The 17,279-nt window shown below is 61.0% G+C and carries 17 protein-coding genes and 4 pseudogenes; 14 read left to right on the top strand and 7 right to left on the bottom strand.

Annotation, left to right across the window (positions count from 1 at the left end; translation table 11 throughout):
* Positions 1-16: 16 nt before the first annotated feature.
* Positions 17-838, bottom strand: coding sequence for an IclR family transcriptional regulator (locus tag ACI3KW_RS11995; protein WP_404848263.1), 822 nt, complete (start codon positions 836-838; stop codon positions 17-19).
* Between the two features lie 164 nt (positions 839-1,002).
* On the opposite strand from ACI3KW_RS11995, the gene ACI3KW_RS12000 reads away from it, so the two are divergent.
* The gene (locus ACI3KW_RS12000; protein ID WP_404848264.1) at positions 1,003-1,428 is read left to right on the top strand and encodes a heme-binding protein; all 426 of its coding nucleotides are present in this window, start codon (positions 1,003-1,005) and stop codon (positions 1,426-1,428) included.
* Between the two features lie 4 nt (positions 1,429-1,432).
* Entirely contained in the window at positions 1,433-2,725 is a 1,293-nt protein-coding gene (locus tag ACI3KW_RS12005; protein WP_404848265.1) for a glycerate kinase, read from the top strand.
* Between the two features lie 211 nt (positions 2,726-2,936).
* On the opposite strand, the pseudogene ACI3KW_RS12010 reads toward ACI3KW_RS12005, so the two are convergent.
* Positions 2,937-3,198: pseudogene (locus tag ACI3KW_RS12010) on the bottom strand (DUF736 domain-containing protein).
* A gap of 62 nt (positions 3,199-3,260) precedes the next feature.
* Between ACI3KW_RS12010 and ACI3KW_RS12015 the strand changes: the two are divergent.
* Positions 3,261-3,709: pseudogene (locus ACI3KW_RS12015) on the top strand (prolipoprotein diacylglyceryl transferase family protein).
* A gap of 67 nt (positions 3,710-3,776) precedes the next feature.
* Here the strand turns inward: ACI3KW_RS12015 and ACI3KW_RS12020 are convergent.
* On the bottom strand, positions 3,777-4,580 hold the full coding sequence (locus tag ACI3KW_RS12020) for a helix-turn-helix domain-containing protein (RefSeq protein ID WP_404848266.1): 804 nt from the start codon (positions 4,578-4,580) through the stop codon (positions 3,777-3,779).
* A 247-nt stretch (positions 4,581-4,827) separates the two neighbouring features.
* Here ACI3KW_RS12020 and ACI3KW_RS12025 point away from each other — a divergent pair, with 247 nt between their 5' ends.
* The 3 genes from ACI3KW_RS12025 (at position 4,828) to ACI3KW_RS12035 (ending at position 8,032) form a co-directional block, all read left to right on the top strand.
* Complete coding sequence (locus ACI3KW_RS12025; RefSeq protein ID WP_404848267.1) at positions 4,828-6,225, top strand: purine-cytosine permease family protein; 1,398 nt, start codon at positions 4,828-4,830, stop codon at positions 6,223-6,225.
* A 70-nt stretch (positions 6,226-6,295) separates the two neighbouring features.
* Complete coding sequence (locus ACI3KW_RS12030) at positions 6,296-7,099, top strand: MBL fold metallo-hydrolase (protein ID WP_404848268.1); 804 nt, start codon at positions 6,296-6,298, stop codon at positions 7,097-7,099.
* A 495-nt stretch (positions 7,100-7,594) separates the two neighbouring features.
* Positions 7,595-8,032: a hypothetical protein gene (locus ACI3KW_RS12035; RefSeq protein ID WP_404848269.1), complete on the top strand. Its 438-nt coding sequence runs from the start codon at positions 7,595-7,597 to the stop codon at positions 8,030-8,032.
* Between the two features lie 571 nt (positions 8,033-8,603).
* Here ACI3KW_RS12035 and ACI3KW_RS12040 read toward each other — a convergent pair.
* Together ACI3KW_RS12040 and ACI3KW_RS12045 are read right to left on the bottom strand one after the other, a co-directional pair.
* Positions 8,604-8,839 (bottom strand): annotated as a pseudogene (locus ACI3KW_RS12040) (recombinase family protein); the annotation flags it as partial.
* A gap of 5 nt (positions 8,840-8,844) precedes the next feature.
* Positions 8,845-9,004: pseudogene (locus ACI3KW_RS12045) on the bottom strand (mandelate racemase); the annotation flags it as partial.
* 331 nt (positions 9,005-9,335) lie between these two features.
* On the opposite strand from ACI3KW_RS12045, the gene ACI3KW_RS12050 reads away from it, so the two are divergent.
* The 6 genes from ACI3KW_RS12050 (at position 9,336) to ACI3KW_RS12075 (ending at position 14,841) form a co-directional block, all read left to right on the top strand.
* Positions 9,336-10,136 carry an IclR family transcriptional regulator gene (locus ACI3KW_RS12050; RefSeq protein ID WP_404848270.1) on the top strand — a complete coding sequence of 267 codons (801 nt, stop codon included), beginning with the start codon at positions 9,336-9,338 and terminating at the stop codon, positions 10,134-10,136.
* 106 nt (positions 10,137-10,242) lie between these two features.
* Positions 10,243-11,223, top strand: a complete 981-nt coding sequence (locus ACI3KW_RS12055) for an ABC transporter substrate-binding protein (RefSeq protein ID WP_404848271.1) — start codon at positions 10,243-10,245, stop codon at positions 11,221-11,223.
* Between the two features lie 3 nt (positions 11,224-11,226).
* Positions 11,227-12,072 (top strand): ABC transporter permease, encoded by an 846-nt coding sequence (locus tag ACI3KW_RS12060; protein ID WP_404848272.1) that lies wholly within the window; start codon positions 11,227-11,229, stop codon positions 12,070-12,072.
* Positions 12,063-12,869 carry an ABC transporter ATP-binding protein gene (locus ACI3KW_RS12065; RefSeq protein WP_404848340.1) on the top strand — a complete coding sequence of 269 codons (807 nt, stop codon included), beginning with the start codon at positions 12,063-12,065 and terminating at the stop codon, positions 12,867-12,869. Before ACI3KW_RS12060 ends, ACI3KW_RS12065 begins: the two co-directional genes overlap by 10 nt.
* The gene (locus ACI3KW_RS12070; RefSeq protein ID WP_404848273.1) at positions 12,866-13,723 is read left to right on the top strand and encodes an ABC transporter permease; all 858 of its coding nucleotides are present in this window, start codon (positions 12,866-12,868) and stop codon (positions 13,721-13,723) included. The genes ACI3KW_RS12065 and ACI3KW_RS12070 overlap by 4 nt, the downstream gene beginning before the upstream one ends.
* 83 nt (positions 13,724-13,806) lie before the next feature.
* The gene (locus ACI3KW_RS12075; RefSeq protein WP_404848274.1) at positions 13,807-14,841 is read left to right on the top strand and encodes an amidohydrolase family protein; all 1,035 of its coding nucleotides are present in this window, start codon (positions 13,807-13,809) and stop codon (positions 14,839-14,841) included.
* 432 nt (positions 14,842-15,273) lie between these two features.
* Here ACI3KW_RS12075 and ACI3KW_RS12080 read toward each other — a convergent pair whose 3' ends face one another.
* Positions 15,274-15,684: a DoxX family protein gene (locus ACI3KW_RS12080; RefSeq protein WP_404848275.1), complete on the bottom strand. Its 411-nt coding sequence runs from the start codon at positions 15,682-15,684 to the stop codon at positions 15,274-15,276.
* 28 nt (positions 15,685-15,712) lie between these two features.
* Positions 15,713-16,312: an ester cyclase gene (locus tag ACI3KW_RS12085; RefSeq protein ID WP_404848276.1), complete on the bottom strand. Its 600-nt coding sequence runs from the start codon at positions 16,310-16,312 to the stop codon at positions 15,713-15,715.
* Positions 16,313-16,483: 171 nt separating this feature from the next.
* Between ACI3KW_RS12085 and ACI3KW_RS12090 the strand changes: the two genes are divergently transcribed.
* Positions 16,484-16,864: a winged helix-turn-helix transcriptional regulator gene (locus ACI3KW_RS12090; RefSeq protein WP_404848277.1), complete on the top strand. Its 381-nt coding sequence runs from the start codon at positions 16,484-16,486 to the stop codon at positions 16,862-16,864.
* A gap of 30 nt (positions 16,865-16,894) precedes the next feature.
* Positions 16,895-17,200 carry a SufE family protein gene (locus tag ACI3KW_RS12095; RefSeq protein ID WP_404848278.1) on the top strand — a complete coding sequence of 102 codons (306 nt, stop codon included), beginning with the start codon at positions 16,895-16,897 and terminating at the stop codon, positions 17,198-17,200.
* The last annotated feature ends 79 nt before the right edge of the window (positions 17,201-17,279 follow it).

Below are 17,279 nucleotides of genomic sequence, written 5' to 3' on the forward strand. Positions count from 1 at the left end.
CCTGCTTGAATGGAAGTCAGTCGCCCAGTGTCATTGCAACTGGCCCCTGGCCGCCCAGCGCGGCGGTAAGTGATCGTGCGGTTTCAGCGATCAACTGACCTACAGCCGGCACTCGATCGGCACTGAGTCGTTGCGCCAATCCGGACACGGAGATCGCGCAAAAAGCCTCGCCCTGTTGATTGTAGACGGGAGCTGCAATGCAGCGCAGGCCGGGCTGGAATTCCTCATCATCGACGGAATATCCCTGGTCGCGGATTTTCGTGAGATTCTCCCTGAGGTCGCCCGCCCTCGTCAGCGATTTCGGGGTCAGCTTGTGCATGCCATAAGAAGCCACGATGGCCGCGACGTCTGCCGCCGAATAGGTGGAGAGCAGCGCTTTGCCGATTCCGGAATTGACCATTGGCGTCGTTCCTCCCACCCGGGTAATCGCGCGCATGATCTCGCGGCTCTCGACCTGTGCAAGGAAGATCACCCGACCATCAACCGCCACCCCCAGATTAGCTGTCTCACGTGTCTGGTCTCGCAGTTGGCGAAGAAACGGCAGCGCTGGGGCAACGAAATTCTTCTGCTGCGCGAACGTAGACCCGACCTGGAAGGCCGTGCGGCCCACGTGCCAAAGCCCATCGGTCTGGTCGAACTGAACAAACTGGCGAACCTCAAGGGTGGTCAGCAACCGGTGCACGGTCGATAAGGAAAGACCCGAACGGGCCGCCAGATCTGTGAGCCGATAGCCTTCCGCATCCTCACCAAGGATCTCGAGCAACAGCAGGGCGCGGTCCACCGACTGGACATTGCCCGATCGCTGGGCCGCCTCTGATTTGGGATTGGATTTCGTCATCGCTTCTCCTGGCCATAGAGCTAGCCTCTTCGTCGAACCCGTGAAAGTTTGCGGAATAGGATTCCCGCATCGTGGAAATGATGCCAGCGACATGTCGCGCCTGATCGACGCTTGCCGTAGCTAGGACAGGAGGCGGCAAGCCCGCCGTCATGTGATCTGGAGCGATGTCCGTGAGAACCACAAGCAATCTCGACTTGAATGACGCTGGCCGTTTGTTGGAAGGGGCTCGTTCGCGTTCCGCCGAGATCGGAGTGCCAATGTGCATCGCCATTACCGACGCAGCTGGAAATCTCATAGCCTTCGAGCGCATGGATGGTGGCAAGATCACCAGCATCACGATCGCAATCGACAAAGCCTATACTGCCGCTGCCGCCAAGAAGGCGACCCATGAATACGGTGCCGCCAGTCAGCCGGGCGCTCCAGCATACGGTATCAATTCCGCCATTGGCGGTCGGTTGATGGTGGTGGGTGGTGGCCTGCCGGTGACGGTGTCGGGTGAGGTCGTCGGTGCTGTGGGCGTCAGCTCGGGCACGCCAGATCAAGACCGCGAAGTCGCCCAAGCGGCGCTGGACCATTTCGGCAGGACTTGAATCAATGTCCGGAGGGCATGACACTTCACCGCAAACCTTGGCCACCGATAGGGACTTGCTGGCCGCCATGTTTGATGCCGCGGTTGGTGCAGCCAAACCTTGGCAGCAGATCTGTCGTTTCCTTCCGCCGCCCCCAAGCGGGCGAACTTTAGTTATCGGCGCTGGCAAGGCCGCCAGCCAGATGGCGCGAGCAGTCGACGAGGTCTGGAAGGGTAAGCTGGAAGGCCTGGTGATCACCGGTAAGACATATTCGGTGCAGTGCGATCGCATCCAGGTTATGGACGCCGCGCACCCGGTCCCTGATGAGGCAGGGTTCGATGCCACTGCACGCCTCCTCGAACTGGTTCGCGGATTAACCGAGCACGACCTTGTCATCGCCGTTATCTCCGGCGGGGGGTCGGCCATGATGCCTGCGCCAGCGAGCGGGCTTACGCTGGAGGATGAGAAGGCCATCAACAGGTCGTTGCTGGCGTCTGGAGCGCCGATCGGCGTAATGAACCTGATCCGCAACCAATTCTCCCTCGTGAAAGGGGGGCGGCTGGCTCTGGCCTGCCATCCCGCCAAGGTCGTGACGTTGGTGCTTTCCGACATCCCAAGCGACGATGCTACGCTTGTCGCCTCTGGGCCGACGCTGCCGATGAACCAGAATCGTGCGCGCGCCCGTGAGCTCGCGGCCCTGTATCGGGTGAAACTTCCTGCTGCAGCGGAACAAGTGCTGCTGTCGGACCTCAACCTTGCGCCGAGCACCAGCGATCCGCGTTTCCTCCGCAACGAGGTCCATGTGGTCGGCTCGGCCGCCGGAAGCATCAATGCAGCGTGCGAGGCGGCGAAGGCGCACGGCCTCGTGGCGAATGTCCTGTCGACTTCGACCGAAGGAGAAGCGAGCGTGGTGGGTTCGGTCCATGCGTCTCTCGTGCGAGAAATGCAACAAAGTGGCAGGCCATTTAGCAGTCCATCCGTGCTGCTGTCGGGTGGTGAAACCACAGTCTCGCTACGGGGAAATGGACGAGGTGGAAGAAATACCGAGTTCTTATTGGCATTTGCAATCGGTATTGACGGGGTCGCCGGTGTATCGGCGCTGGCCGCGGACACAGATGGCATCGATGGTTCGGAACACAATGCCGGCGCCTTTGCGGACGGCACTTCCGCTCTTCGAATGCGCCGCCAGGGCATTGATCCAGTTGCCGCGTTGCTCAACAACGACGCGTATTCTGCATTCGAGGCGATTGGCGACTTGTTCGTCACCGGGCCGACCGGAACGAACGTCAATGATTTTCGTGCCATTGTCGTCCGGTAATTCCTCCTGCGAAAAGCCCATGCGCCATTGCTCTTCTTGCGCAATTTGACTTGCGATGGCTGGATGGCAAGCCCGACGGTTGCATGCGGCGAGGCTCAAGACTCTGACAATACGTCGTAGCCAAGAAATTACAAGTATTTACAAATGTAGCTGACTAAATCGTCCCGTACGAAAGGCCCCGACCTTGTGGTCGGGGCCTTTGTGCCGCTCCTCAGTCGCCGCGGCGACCGTTGGGGCGGGACCAGATGAGGGAGAAGGTTTCACCTTCTTCGTCATAGATCGGGGCGTTGAAGCTCGGATCATCCAGCTCGAGGCCCAGATAGTCGCGGCCCTCGTTAGAGCGCTTGGACCAGGTGGCGCCGATCTCGGCGCGGCAGACCAGGGAGGACCCGGTGGCTGGGGGCGTTCTTGCCGTTGGCGCGCAGGTCAGGGACGATGCGTACGCCCTTAGCCTGGACGCTGAGGGTGACGATTTGGCCGGTGACTTCGTTCGAGCCGGTTTTCGAGGAGACGGAACCTGCCGCTCTTCAGCCTGATGGACCTGATCGCAGCCTCCGTCCCGTTCGGCCTCTTCTTCGGAAGGCTAGCCAACTTCGTAAATGGCGAACTCTGGGGCGCGCCTCCGGACATGCCGTGGGCGATGAGGTTTGCGGGTGGGGTCTAGTCGACAGGCATCCAAGCCAGCTCCACGAGGCGGCGCTCGAGGGGCTGCTGATGTTCGTCCTCCTGTGGCTGCTGACGCACCGCCTGGGTGTCTTGCGCAGGGCACCTGTCGCAACGGGAGCGTTCATGCTCCTGTGTGGCCCGTTCCGGATATTCGTGGAGTTCTTCCGGATGCCCGATGCCGCCATCGGTTACCTGCTTGGCACCGAACGGGTGACGATGGGAATGGTGCTGTCGCTCCCGCTTCTCGCTATCGGCGTGATCCTCTTGGCCCGCGGATGGCCGGGGCGCTGCCCTTTTCCGTCACGCTGGACGGGTTAGATCTCGGACAGCGGCGGCGGCCAGCAGCTCATGATGGGCAGCGTCGCCGCGCGGCCCTCGGGAGCTTTCAGTCGGACGGGGCACTCGAGGAACGACGGACCAACTCGATCCAGATCAGGACGGTCGTCGCGCGGCTGTCGTTCTGCCAAGAAAAGGGCGTTCCCCCTTCCAGCACAACGGAGTCGCCTTCTTCGAGCAACACCTCTTCGAGGAATTCGCCGGAGGAGAACGACAGCGATCCGGATTTTACGAGGAAGAAGATCTCGCCGGGACGGACGAACACGCCGCCGCTTGCGGCGCCGGCCGGGACGGTAAGGAGAGCGGGTTCGATCTCGTGGCTGTTCGGGGCGGCAAGTTCATCCCAGACGACGCCGTGCGCCAAGGTCGTGCGCGGCCGTTCCGAAACGCGCATGATACGCATCTGTTGGTCACGGGCTTCCGCGAACCCACTCATCGGAATGCCGAACACGTCTGCCATCCGTGCGAGAATCTTGGTCGAAACCCCGCTCGCTCCCCGCTCCACCGCTGACAGGAAGGACCGCGATATTCCGAGCAAGTCGGCCGCAGCTGCCTGGCTAAGACCGCGCGCGCTCCTGGCTTGTCGGATTCTCGCGCCAGTGGAGGCTAGCTCTAGCGTTTCGGGGCTGCTGTGCTCCATGCGTTGAACATGCACCTCGCCGCGCCTGGATTCCGCCGCAAGTCCGGCCGCGCGCTGAAGCATCTCTTCCGAGAACATGCGCCGCCCGGCACCAGTCCTCACGGATGCCAGCCGACCACGCTTCTCCCATAGCCGGATCGTCTGGGTCGTCACGCCGGCGACGAGGGCCAGCCGCCCGATCATGTGCATCGGCGCTTGTGGATCGTCGCTCATGTGGCTCCTTGGGATTCCGGATGCCGGCTGCGGAACTGAGCCCCATATTTCCGCACGTGGAAATTTCCTGCCTCTAGCATCCGTCTTCGGGAACTTCCTGTACGAGCCAAAACCAGGCCGAACTTATTGCTCGACCAGTTCTACTTCAAGTGGAGTCGCCAACCTTCCGACCCGATGAAACACGATTGACTGAAAGAAAGTCCGACTTTAGCTTCCACTGTCATAAATATAACATGGGAACGTTAAGATGGCACATGTCGAAGACGGGGGGGTCGCAGTCGACTCCAACCAGGCATTCTCAGTCGAGCAGAACGGGATCAACATCGTGCCGGATGCCGAGCGCTCCGGCCGTCCAGCTGACCTTTTCTCCGTCTGGAGCGCGGCGAACGTTATCCTGACCTACGTCATCGTGGGATCGCTGCTGGTCGTCATGGGGCTCACCCCGTCGCAGATGATTACCGTGGTCGTCGCGGGATACGCCGTCTACTGGCTGGTAGGCTATGTAAGCATTCCCGGAGCGAGGGCGGGTACGGCGACCCTGGCGATCAGCCGGGGGATATTCGGATCGACGGGGAACCTGCTTCCGTCCCTGTTCTCCTGGTTGACCAACGTAGGCTGGGAATCAGTCAATCTCGTCCTTGCGACGTTCGCCCTTTTCACCCTTTGCCAACAGCTGGGTTTCGAACCTTCCCCTCTTATGGAGGCGCTGCTCCTACTCGGGCTGGCGGTATTTACTTTCGGAATCGGCGTTCTCGGACATGCCACCATCCTGTTCATGCAGCAGGCGCTCACCTGGGCTTTGGGAGCCGTGATGCTTGGCCTCATCCCCCAGATCTACTGGGCAGCCTCCGCTGCGCCGCTGCCGCCTGCCGAAGGTGCCGATCTCCCGACGATGCTCATCGCGCTTGGCCTGACGATCTCCATGCCGCTGAGCTACGTGAACGGCGCGGCGAATTTCGCACGTTACCTGCCGAAGGCGACGAGCGGCGCCTCGATCGCATTCTGGACGTTCCTGGGGGCATTCATTCCCGCCACAACGATCACCGTGATCGGATATTTCGCAGCCCGCGTGGCTGACCTGACCGACCCGATCGCGGGGCTCGGCACGCTGCTCGCGCCTTGGTACTTCAATCTTTACCTCGTGCTGATCGTCGGCGGTGCGATCACCAACAACTTCATCAACACCTACAGCTCGGGAATGTCCCTGCTCGCGATGGGGTTGCGGACATCACGTTCCAAAGCCGTTCTGCTCGATGCGGTACTGGCAACGGCTGCATCGGCGTGCGCCATCTTCCTGTACGACTTCACCAGTGCCTTCATCGCGTTCCTGGCCCTCATGGTCGTCTGGATCGCGCCGTGGTGTGCCATCTTCGTGGTGGATACGTTCCTTCGCCGCGGCAGGTACGATGACGCGCCGCTTTTCGCCGACGATCTTGCCACCGGCGGCATCCCTCGATGGAAGTGGGATGCATATGCAAGCTGGGTGCTCGGCATCGTCGCCGCTCTGGCCTGCACGACAACCGACATCTTCAGGTCGCCGTTCGCGGAGCGATACCTCGCTGGTGCCGATGTCAGCATCCTGGTCGGCTTCGCCGTGTCCGGCATCGCCTACTGGCTCCTGCGCCGACGGCAGTTGCCATCCTGAAATCAGGTTCGGGGTCTTCCCGAGCGTACCAGGAGCGCTCCGATGCTGCTCCATCGAGAAAGGTTAAGTCATGTCCTTCACCGTCGCCGACCACTGGTTCGAGTGTTCGAAGCTCGATGACGACATCACGCTGATCTGGGAGCCACACGTCCCCGCGCTTCTCCGCTGCAACATCTGGCACGTACGCGGGCGTGACCGGGACCTGATCATCGACACGGGCCTCGGGATATCCAGCCTCCGTACCTTCGCCCGCGACATCCTCGACAAGCCCGTCACGGCCGTGGCGACGCACACGCACATCGACCACATCGGCGGGCACCACGAGTTCGACGAATGCCTCGTGCACAGACTGGAAGCGGATGGGCTGTGCAAGTGCACGGGCGATTTCACGCTGGCGGCCCAAGGATTCACGCCAATGAACATGGGCAGTCTCAGCATACCGCCGATTCCTGGCTACGACATGTCCGGTTCCATCATAACGGCGATCCCTTCGGCGGACTTCGACATCGAATCCTTCTGCATCCGTCCTTCCAAGAAGGTCGTCCCTGTCGAGGACGGCGACGTGGTGGATCTCGGGGACCGGGCGTTCCGGATACTTCATCTCCCGGGCCATTCGCCTGGATCGATCGGCCTGTTCGAAGAGCGGACGCAGACGCTGTTTTCCGGCGACGCGCTCTACGATGGCCCGCTCATCTCGAACCTGCACCATTCGGATGTCGCGGCGTACCGCCGGACCCTGCAGCGTCTCCTGACGATTCCGGCAAGAACCGTCCATGCCGGGCATGACCCGAGTTTCGACCGTGAGCGTCTGGTCAGCCTTGCGGAAAACCAGCTGCGTGCCTGGGACGAGCTTGACGGCAAGGTCGGGGCATGACGCAGGAACCGAGGCGATCGAGCCGCGTCCCGGCAGCCGAGACGACATCATCCCGTCCTGACGGTCGCTGAGCGACAGGACAAAAAACGAGAAGCCGCTCGCATCAAGGGCGGAGCCAAGCCAGGCACGCCATGACCGATACCCACGTTCATCCCGTCCAAGATGCCTGGACGTTACGAGCGTTACAGTACAAAGCGCACAACTCTGATCAAGCACGGAAGCGCGTATGGATCGCTCCAATGAGTTTGAAACTGCCTTGGCGAAGGACCGCCAGCGCAGCCGAGAACACATTGCTCGCTCTCGTCGCCTGTTAGCGGATTCACGCTGATCTTTGTGCATTGCGGCATTTCGCACTATGCCGAGTGCAACTGTCGCTCAATGCGTGAAGGGTTTCCTTCACCACTGGGGGATTACCCGCATTGCAAGAGAGTTAAAGAGCAACTTAGGCTTGGCTTATCCCACTGTGGGATAACAAAAATATTGGGAGAAGACGAGATGCTCAGTTCAAATATCGTTCTCAGGTCGCGGTCCTGTCTGGCGATTTTGTCCATCCTCCTGGCCACCGGAGCGGCTGTGGCGCAGGACGCTTGCGCGAATATCGAGCAGCCGATGACCGAGGCTCTCAAACGGGAATATGCGACCCTCGCCGCTGCCGCGTTGGCCGGCGGGGAAACTCCGGACCAGATCGAGGTCAACACCGTTTTGCAGAGCGGCCGGTGGAGTGTGGCCTATGTCACACCTGCTGAGGTGGAACCCGGCTATATGTTCTTCGAAGAAGCTGACGGGAAGAAGCAATTTAAGGATGTGTGGGGCGGCCTCGCCACCATTTCAGAGCAACCCGAAACTGCAAAATGGGCCGAAACGTTGGGCGCCCCGGCAGACCTCTCTGCTTGCTTTGCAAGTCTCGCCGCCAGCGCTGAGGACGACGAATAGCCAGGCGCTCGGCGCGTAAAATGTCAATCGAAGGGCATACGGCCCCTCAGTTGACACATTTGCTTGAACGACTAGCGGGGTACGGAATGCTTATAGAAAGAGGCCTTTTTCAATGCAAAAGAACCTTCGCCTACTCACATTCGCGGCAATTTCCGCCTTTGTAATTGCCGGTTGCAGCAGTACTTCCCCTACATATGATGCACCACCCGAGCCGGGCCAAACCACGTTCTCGGGCCCTGGCGCAATTCCCGATGCGCCGCTAGAGCCGGGTCAAACCAGCTACCAATAAGTCAACAATGGGGTTGTCCCCTCTACAGTTCGGGACGGGGCATCCCCCACTTAGCTGCGCGAAAGCCACCGGTACCGAGCGCGAGGGTTTTGTCAGCTTTCTAGGGCTGATCCCGGCAACCGAGCTGTCGCGCCTGCATTGTCTAGCGGCCCCTGCCCCTTGGGAAGGAGGACGGTCCGCCGTTCTTCGGTCGCCCTCTCAATTAGGCCGCTTGGGTCTAGCGGCGATCACTCAGGTCTCGGCGAGAATGCGACAGGCCTGCATTCGCGAGCAACCCATCTGTTAAGCGATCTCGGAGGGACCAATCCCTTCGGCATGCAGTTCACGGCCTCTATTGCGGTCTAGCTTTCGTTTGCCACCGGCGTACCGACCGAGAGCCTTGGCCTGTTGTATGCTCTCGCGTTGCCGCTCCTTGATGAACCGTCGCTCCATCTGCGCCACCATGGCCAGCACCGTCAGAACAACGTGCCCCATCTCGCCGCGTGTGAGACATGCGGGTCGAGGACGGTCATGAATGCCCGGACATATTGGCGTAGCCGTTCTCAACGCGCGCGCCATCTGAAACCCGCCATACGGCTGTAACAGATCGGGGTAGCTTTTATTGCCGCCAAAGCCAGACCGGCCGCAATGTTGAGCGACATGTAGTAACCACCATGCGGATTAGAGGGGCTGCTGGAACGACCAGGCGCGGCACCGTAGACGGCTTTGCAATCCTGCCGGGCATCTCAGCATCCCTAGTATGCGCGTCCGGTCGTCGAGTGGGTAACGGCCTTTGAAGTGCCGCCAGAAGAATACGGCACCCACTCGCTTCGGCGCACAAAGGCTTCCTCATCTATTAGCCCACCGAATCTTCGATATAGAACGCGAAGGTTTCCTAGTGGAGCACACCGAAAGTCGCCGTGCCACTGCAGTGTAGCGAATAGGCGCGAGTCGCGCCTTGACATTCCTGCACAGCGAGTCTCATTCTAAAGAACGAAAAATATTTCGGTATCCGAAAATTGGGAGCCAGTTACCATGTTGAGCGAAGCCGCAGAATCCAAAAGTTTGGTCGCTTCGCTGATCAAGGGGCTGCGCGTTCTCGAGGTCTTCACGGCAGAAAACCCAGAACTGACAATATCTCAGGTTGCGGTGGCCACGGGGCTCGATGCGGGGACCGCGTTCAGGATGCTGAATACGCTGATGGCTGCGGGATACCTCTCGCGCCGGGAGAAGATGTTTCGGCTGACTCTCAAGGTCGCGGATCTGGGATTTCATGCTATTGCCCGCTCCGACCTGCGCGATATCGCGCGGCCAATCCTCAGAGAGTTGGTGGGCGAAACTCTGGAGGCGGCTAGCCTCGGGGTCATCGATGGCGGCGATGTCATCTATGTCGAACGCGTTCGCGCTGGGATATCGCGACTCGGCGTTGATATCCGAATCGGCACTACGGTGCCGGCAGCGTCGAGTGCGATCGGCCAGGCAATGCTTGCATTCATGTCGGATCAGGATGTTGAGCGGGTCTTCAACGCGCCGTCGCGTCCCGGTGCGGCCTCTGATGTCACCATCAGCCGATCTGAGCTCTCGGTTCGGCTCCAGGCGGCGCGCCGGGACGGCTACGTATTGCGCGAATCCATCTTTACGCTCGGGTTGCGCGTTTTAGCCGTGCCGGTTTGCGACAGCGACGGGCACCCGCTAGCGGCGATCAGCCTCGTCGCACCGGCATCACGTGCCAGCGATGAAGACTTTAGAAGCCGACTGATCGGGCCTGCGGCAGCCGCGGCCGCCGATATCGGCCGGGCGATTCAAATGAGCGGGAGTGTACGTATCGCGCTGTGATTTCGCTGCGTCGGGGAGGACGCGCGATGCCGCCGCAAAATGAATCCAGTCGAGATGGTCATCCATCTCTATCCGCAAACCAAACGTTCGCATCTGGGAGGAAATTATGAATAACTGCAATAACCTGATTGCCGGCATGGTGCTGGCAGGTTCCATAGTGACAGGCACCGCGACGGCACAGGAGGCGGGTAGCGCTCTGGCCACGTTCACTGTGGCCTTGGTCGAGCCCGACATCACGACCGTTCCGCTGCTCGCCGCCATAGACGCGATGCGCGAGGCGGGCAACGACATCGCGATCGTGGAACTGGCCGAACCGGAACTTGCCATCGAGGGCCTGGCCCTGGGGCGCTATGCCATCTCTGCGGAAAGCACCAGTCCTGCTCTCATTGCCCATGAGCGCGGTGCCCCAATCGTGCTGATCGGGGACGTGGTCGGTAACCAATGGGGCTTCTACGCCCAGGACGGCATAGAAAGCTGTGAGGACCTCGACGGCAAGCCGGTGGGCATCTTCAGTGAGGGCGCGGTGGCGACCGCGATGATCCGAACCTGGATCGCGGAGAATTGCGGGTCGGCGCGGCCCCAGTTCCTCGTAATTGGGGGCTCGGACGTCCGGGCACAGGCGCTGCAGGCGGGCGAGATCACGGCCACCGCACTCGAACTCGCTGACGTCGCCGCCCTTGAGGCGGCCGGAACGCCCCTCGGTGAGCCGCTCGCGGACTTCAGCAAGGATCTGCCTGATCTCCACCCGCAGACGATTTACGCGAATTCGGAATTCCTCGCGGCATCGCCCGGCGCTGCCCAGGCATTCATCGACGCGGTTGCCGGGGAGCATGAACGCATCAATGCCGATCCAGCCTATCTGGTCGGCCTGGTAGAAAAGTACCTCCCCGATAGCGTCACCCCCTCGCTTCCGGGCACCGCCCAGAAGTACGTCGAGGCAGGCCTGTTCGACGTGACGGCGCTCACCGAGGAGAACGTGCAGTACACGATCGACTTCTTTGTCGAGGCCGGCGTCATCAGTGAGGGTATGTCGGCCGCCGACGCGGCGGACTTGACCTTCTCGCAAAACGCCTCAACCGGTCGCTAAGCCATGCGCACCGGTTGGCAGAGCGGTCCGATCCGCGATGCGGATCGGACCGGGGCGGATCATCCCTCCGCGTCACTCATCCGCGCCCTGGATCAACCCGTCGTCTACAGCGCGCTTACCCTCGTGGTCTTTGCTACCGTCTGGCAGATCTACGGCACGTTCGCGAAGGGACTACTGATCCCAACCTTTACCGAAACGATGGTCGATCTCGGTCGGCTATTGTTTACGCGTGAGCTGTGGGAAGCGCTTTGGATCAGCAATCAGGCCATGGTCATCGGGTTTGCGATCGCCGTCGTCATTGGCGTGCCGGTAGGACTGCTGCTTGGGCGGTTCCGCCGGGCTGAGCGTTATCTCGACGTCTACCTGAGCATTCTTCTGGTCACCCCGCTCGCCGCGATCATTCCATTGCTGGTCATCTCGGTCGGGTTTGGTCTTCTCTCGCGCGTCATCCTGGTCACGCTCTTTGCCGTGGTAATGATCATCGTCAGCGCTCGTGCCGGGGTCCGCCAGGTCGATCCCTCGCTGATCCAGATGGCCCGCTCCTTCGGCGCCGACGAGCGCCGCATCTGGCAGCGGGTGCTCGTTCCCGGCGCCATGCCTTCGATCATGACCGGGCTCCGGCTCGGCCTCGGTCGCGCCGTCCAGGCCATGGTGATCGTCGAACTTCTGATGGTGTCCGTCGGCATTGGCGGACTCATTCTAAAGTTCCGGGGCTTCTTTCAGCCAGGCGCGCTCTACGCCGTGATCATTATCGTGGTCCTGGAAGCGGTGTTGCTCGTCAACCTCATGGCCTGGCTCGAAAGGCGGCTCAGCCCGTCGACACACACCGCTCGAGGAGCATCCCGATGATTACGATCGACAAACTGACCAAGACCTTCACCAGCCTTGACGGCAGTACAGTCCACGCACTTGACTCGGTCGATCTGACGATTGGCGCCGGCGAGTTCGTTACTGTCCTCGGGCCCAGCGGATGCGGCAAGACGACGATGCTGAAAGCCATCGCCGGGCTCATCCCCTGGGACGGGGGCGACATCGAGGTCGCCGGCGAGCCCGTGCGGGGGCCGGGTCCTGATCGGGCCATGGTGTTCCAGAACTTTGCGCTGCTACCCTGGGCTACGGTCCTGAAGAATGTCACTTTCGGCCTGGAGATGCGCCATGTTCCTAAGCGGGACCGTGAGGGGCGAGCGCATGAGCTGATCGAGATGGTGGGCCTCAAGGGCTTCGAGAACAAGCGGCCCGCAGAGCTCTCCGGCGGCATGCAGCAGCGCGTCGGGATCGCCCGCGCGCTCGCAGTCGAGCCCAAGGTGCTCCTTATGGACGAGCCCTTCGGGGCGGTCGACGAGCAGACCCGGCGGTTGCTCCAGGAAGAGCTTCTCGGCATCTGGGAGCGCACCGAACTCACCGTGGTTTTCATCACCCACAGCATGGAAGAGGCGGTGCTGCTTGGCGATCGCGTGGTCCTGATGAGCGCGCGCCCCGGTCGTATCGCCGAGATCATCGACGTTCCCATCGCGCGTCCGCGCTCACGGGACTTCGACGCGCTCGAGCGGTCCAAGGAATATGTCGATATCTCTGCGCATCTCTGGAACCGGCTCCGGTCCATGCATGAGGAACGCTCGGTCGCAACCAGGGAGCATGCCCTATGACCGTCGCGCCTCCTTCCCGTGCCGGTTCCGCCGACCAGAACACCGCTATCCATGCACTGCAAGCGGTGGAGCGAAAACGCCTATCCTGGTTCCGACGGCTGCCGCTCCTCGACACCGCCGTAAGCCTCGCCGTCGGCCTGATCGTGTGGGAAATCCTCGGTCGTGTTTTCGAGGCGGCCTCCCTGCCTCCGGCAAGCAAGGTGATGGCGCGTCTATGGGAGATGGTTGGGGACGGGCTGATTCTGAATAGCCTCGGCTCGAGCCTCGTGAACCTAGCATTGGGGTTCGGCCTGTCCCTGACCCTCGGTCTTGTCGTTGGCGGCCTGATGGGGTGGTACCACCGGGTCGAGTCCGCGTTCAGCGTCTATGTCTACGCCTTACTGACATCCCCCTCGCTAGTGTTCGCTCCGGTCTTTTTCTCCGTCTTCGGGGACGGGCGGGAGTCGATTATCGGCGTTATCGTCATGTACTCGACGTTCGCTATCATGATCACGACGACCGACTCGATAAAGGCGGTGTCGCCGAGCCTGGTCGAGATGGCGCGCTCCTTCGGTGCATCGCCGACCACCGCACTCTTCCGCATCGTGATCCCCGCGGCGCTCCCCGGCATCATGGCCGGCATACGCCTGGGGGCCAGCCGCGCCGTCACGGGCATGATCAACGGCGAGATGTTCATCGCTGTCGTCGGGCTCGGCCGGATCGTGACCGAGGCCGGCGGACGGTTCGACGCCACGAGCGTCCTCGCCGTCATCGTGGTGATCGTGGCGGTGGCGCTGCTGGTCATCGGGCTCGTGCAATTCATCGAGCGCCGCCTGACCAGCTGGCTTCCCAAAAGCGAACGCGGCGCAGCTTGATCGCGACCCATCGGCAAGCACTGCCGGCCCCGTAACCCGCCCTTCCTGCGCCGACTGGTGCAAGGCATTCGAGAGACTTGACCATGAATGAAGTGATCGACGCGTGGACCCATATCATGCCGCCCGCCTATCTGGCCTTGCTGCGCGCCGGGCACTCTGAAACCGGCCGGATGAAACGCTGGCTGACGCTGACTACGCTGCACGATCTCGACGCACGGTTTTGGCTGATGGACCGTTTCGACGGATATCGTCAGGTTCTCACCTTGTCGTTTCCCCCGATCGAGGAACTCTTTGCGCCCAAGGATGCTGCCGACGCGGCGCGCGTTGCCAATGACGGGCTTGCCGATCTGGTGGCCAGGCACCCTGACCGGTTCGTCGGCTTTGTCGCGGCTTTGTCGATGCTCGACACTAAGACCGCCGTCGCCGAGGTGGAGCGGGCCGTCAAACTGGGCGCGAGGGGATTTCAGATTCCGACCAATATTCTGGGCCGCCCGCTCGACCATCCCGATTTCGAAGCCGTCTTCGAAGCTATCGCCAAAACGGGCCTCGCGATCTGGCTCCACCCCACCCGGACTGCCGATGCCCCCGACTACACCAGCGAGAAGCAGTCGCGTTTCGAGATCTGGTGGTGTTTCGGTTGGCCTTACGAGAGCACCGCGGCAATGTCGCGCCTCGTCTTTAGCGGACTGTTCGACCGTTACCCCAATCTGCGCGTCTTCACCCATCATATGGGGGGCATGGTGCCCTATTTTGCCGGCCGCATCAGCCAAGGTCTGGGAGCGCAGATGGGCACACGCACCGGGGGGCAGGAGGCCGACCTGTTGCCCGTCCAGCTCAAGCGTCCGCCCATCGAGTATTTCCGCAATTTCTACGCGGACACCGCGCTGTCCGGCGACGTGCCCGCCATGGCCTGCGGCCTGGAATTCTTCAAGGTGCCGCACGTCATGTTCGCGAGCGACTTTCCGTTCGACGCCGAAGGCGGCGCCTTCATGGTGCGCGAGACCCTGCGCGGCATCGACCAGTTGAATCTGAACGCGGCCGACACGCAGGCCATCCACCAGCGCAATGTCTTGGCATTCCTCGGGCCTGAAGAGGTCAAGGCGCGCCAGCGCTCCTAACACGGGTGACCTGGTAGAACATTCAAATCGATCTCGCCCGACGCAACCTTCCGATCCGCCGGGGCGGCGGTTAGTCGCACGGGACTTCTGAATCGCTTCCCACTGGCGGACGGTCGACTTCCGACTGCGATCCGATCAGGTGGTCGGTTGGGTCGTGCGGCAATGTCCGTTTTCGGGAATTCGCGAGGGCTTACCGAACGGCCGAATGAGGCGCAGAGCAGACCGGCGGCTTCTGGCAACCCAAAGCGACACTAATCCCGGTTCTCAGCACTATGCGACCCGAGCTTAAGACTTCAATCGGGAGAACGATCTCCGCGTTGAATCCATGATGGCGTCGACGGACAAAGGCGGAGCCTCGTCGCGAAAGCGCGAGGTGTGACGAGAATTCGCCCTGGCTGTGCCCGCTAATGCAGTATGCTGATAGCGGCTGACTTAACGTCCGCGCACTGGTGTCGGCTTGAGCGCATAAAGGCCGTCACCAAGAAGTGCTTGCACCAGACAAGTGATTGCCCAGAACGCGGGAAACTCCCAGCCGCCGCCCGGGTTGGAGAAGAAGAACCCCAAAGGTGCATGAACGAGGAAGATAGCCCCGAGAAGTACGGGAATTCCGGCTAGCGCTGCTAACCGAGCGTAAACGCCGAGGATCAGCGCGGTCCCAGCTGATATTTCCAGCGCAATGACTAGATAGGCCAACACTGCTGGTAGCCCCAGCGAACCGAAAAATCCGGCGGTACCCGCCGGCCCAAAGACGAACAACTTCTGTCCGCCATGCATGAGAAACAATATCCCTAGGCAGACGCGCATAATTAGAGCGGCGTAGGGAGCCGTGCGGCCGTCGATCATTGTTGTTGTTCCTTATTTTGGATTTGGATCAGAACATGGTGTTCTGGTTGGCCGCCTCGGCGGGAACAGGCTGCAAGACATCCCAATGCTCGGCAATTTTGCCGTCTTCCACACGGAAGATGTCGATGATGGCCAACCCTCCGGTGCCGTCCTCGTTACCAGCCGCATGAACATGCAGCCAGACGAGGTTGCCCTCAGCGGCGCTGCGAACTATGCGGCCGCTGGCGTCAGGGGTTGCGGCCAGCAGCCCCGAGGCAAACTCCACAAACGCCGCCTTGCCGGTTGCCACCGTCGGATTGTGCTGAATGTAGTCATCAGCGATGACTTCGCTCGCGCCTACCACGTCATGCTCATTGAAGACCTGGGTGTAAAAATCGACGACGAGCTGGCGATTTGCTTCCTCAGCGGCGAGATTGCGCGATCCGGTTTCGGCCAAAGTGGGGGCAGCCGCTAGCAAGGTAAGTGCAATGGCTGCGGGGGCGATCAGTTTCGTAGTATTCAACATGAATTTCTCCTTTTGATTTGAAATCAGTGGGCACGGTATGGCGCTGGCCGTGTGCTTTGAGTCTTCGATCTCGTCGACGATGGCAGCGCTCGAAAAGAGCTGCAGGAGCCGGTCAGGCCCCATTCGGTGTCGGCGAAATGCGTCGCATAAATCAGCGTCGGTCCAGTATTGTGATCAGGTCTACAATGTGGACCTATAGACCTAGCTATGTTAGGTGGATGGGACCCGCAAGACGTCATCGTGGCCTTACCAGGTCACTTGGGATTGACCTCGCAGCTAGGTGAAGGAATCTGAATGTCTGAGATAATTGCCAAGCCAGAGCCGTATGGGTTCGATCAACCGTGCCCAATCAGGGACGTGCTTGATCGCATCGGCGACCGATGGAGTATGCTTGTTCTGGCGGCGCTTTCCGATGGAACGATGCGTTTCAGCGAGCTTGCTCGAGCGATTGGCGACGTTTCAAAGCAGATGCTCTCAAGGACGCTGAAGCACCTCGAAGAGGATGGCCTTATCCGTCGAACCCTCTACCCAGAAGTGCCCCCGCGCGTCGAGTACGCGCTGACGGACATGGGACGCTCTTTTCTCATCCCCTTGAAGACCCTGGTGGGGTGGGCGGATGAGCATCACCGTGCGATCTGCGAGGCGCGCGATGAATATGGCTCAAGAGCGCTGTGATAGGAGACAGCCTCGGGTGATTATTCCGGCATGAGCGACCCGACGGTCTTCCGGGACATTTCTAAAAACCTAACCGTCCGCGACGATTGGGAGGGTCGATACCGCTACCTGATTGAGCTGGGCCATGGCCTGCCCAGGCTCACTCAGGCTGAAGAGTTGCCAGGGAATGGGGTGCATGGCTGGGTTTCGCAGGTTTGGCTGGTGGCCGAAGCGCGGCGCGACAATGGTCAGACCGTCCGGATTTTTCGTGGAGAGAGCGATGCGATGATCGTTCGGGGTTCGCAATTCTGTTGGTGCTCTATTCCGGCCGCACGGCGAAGGAAATCGGTGAAGTAGACGCCATCGGGAAGTTCGATGCACTACGCCTGCGCGAGCACCTCACAGCGCAACGCGCAATGGTCTCTTCTCTATGTCA

This window comes from Devosia sp. ZW T5_3, assembly GCF_044987315.1.
In the GTDB taxonomy this organism is placed as follows: domain Bacteria; phylum Pseudomonadota; class Alphaproteobacteria; order Rhizobiales; family Devosiaceae; genus Devosia.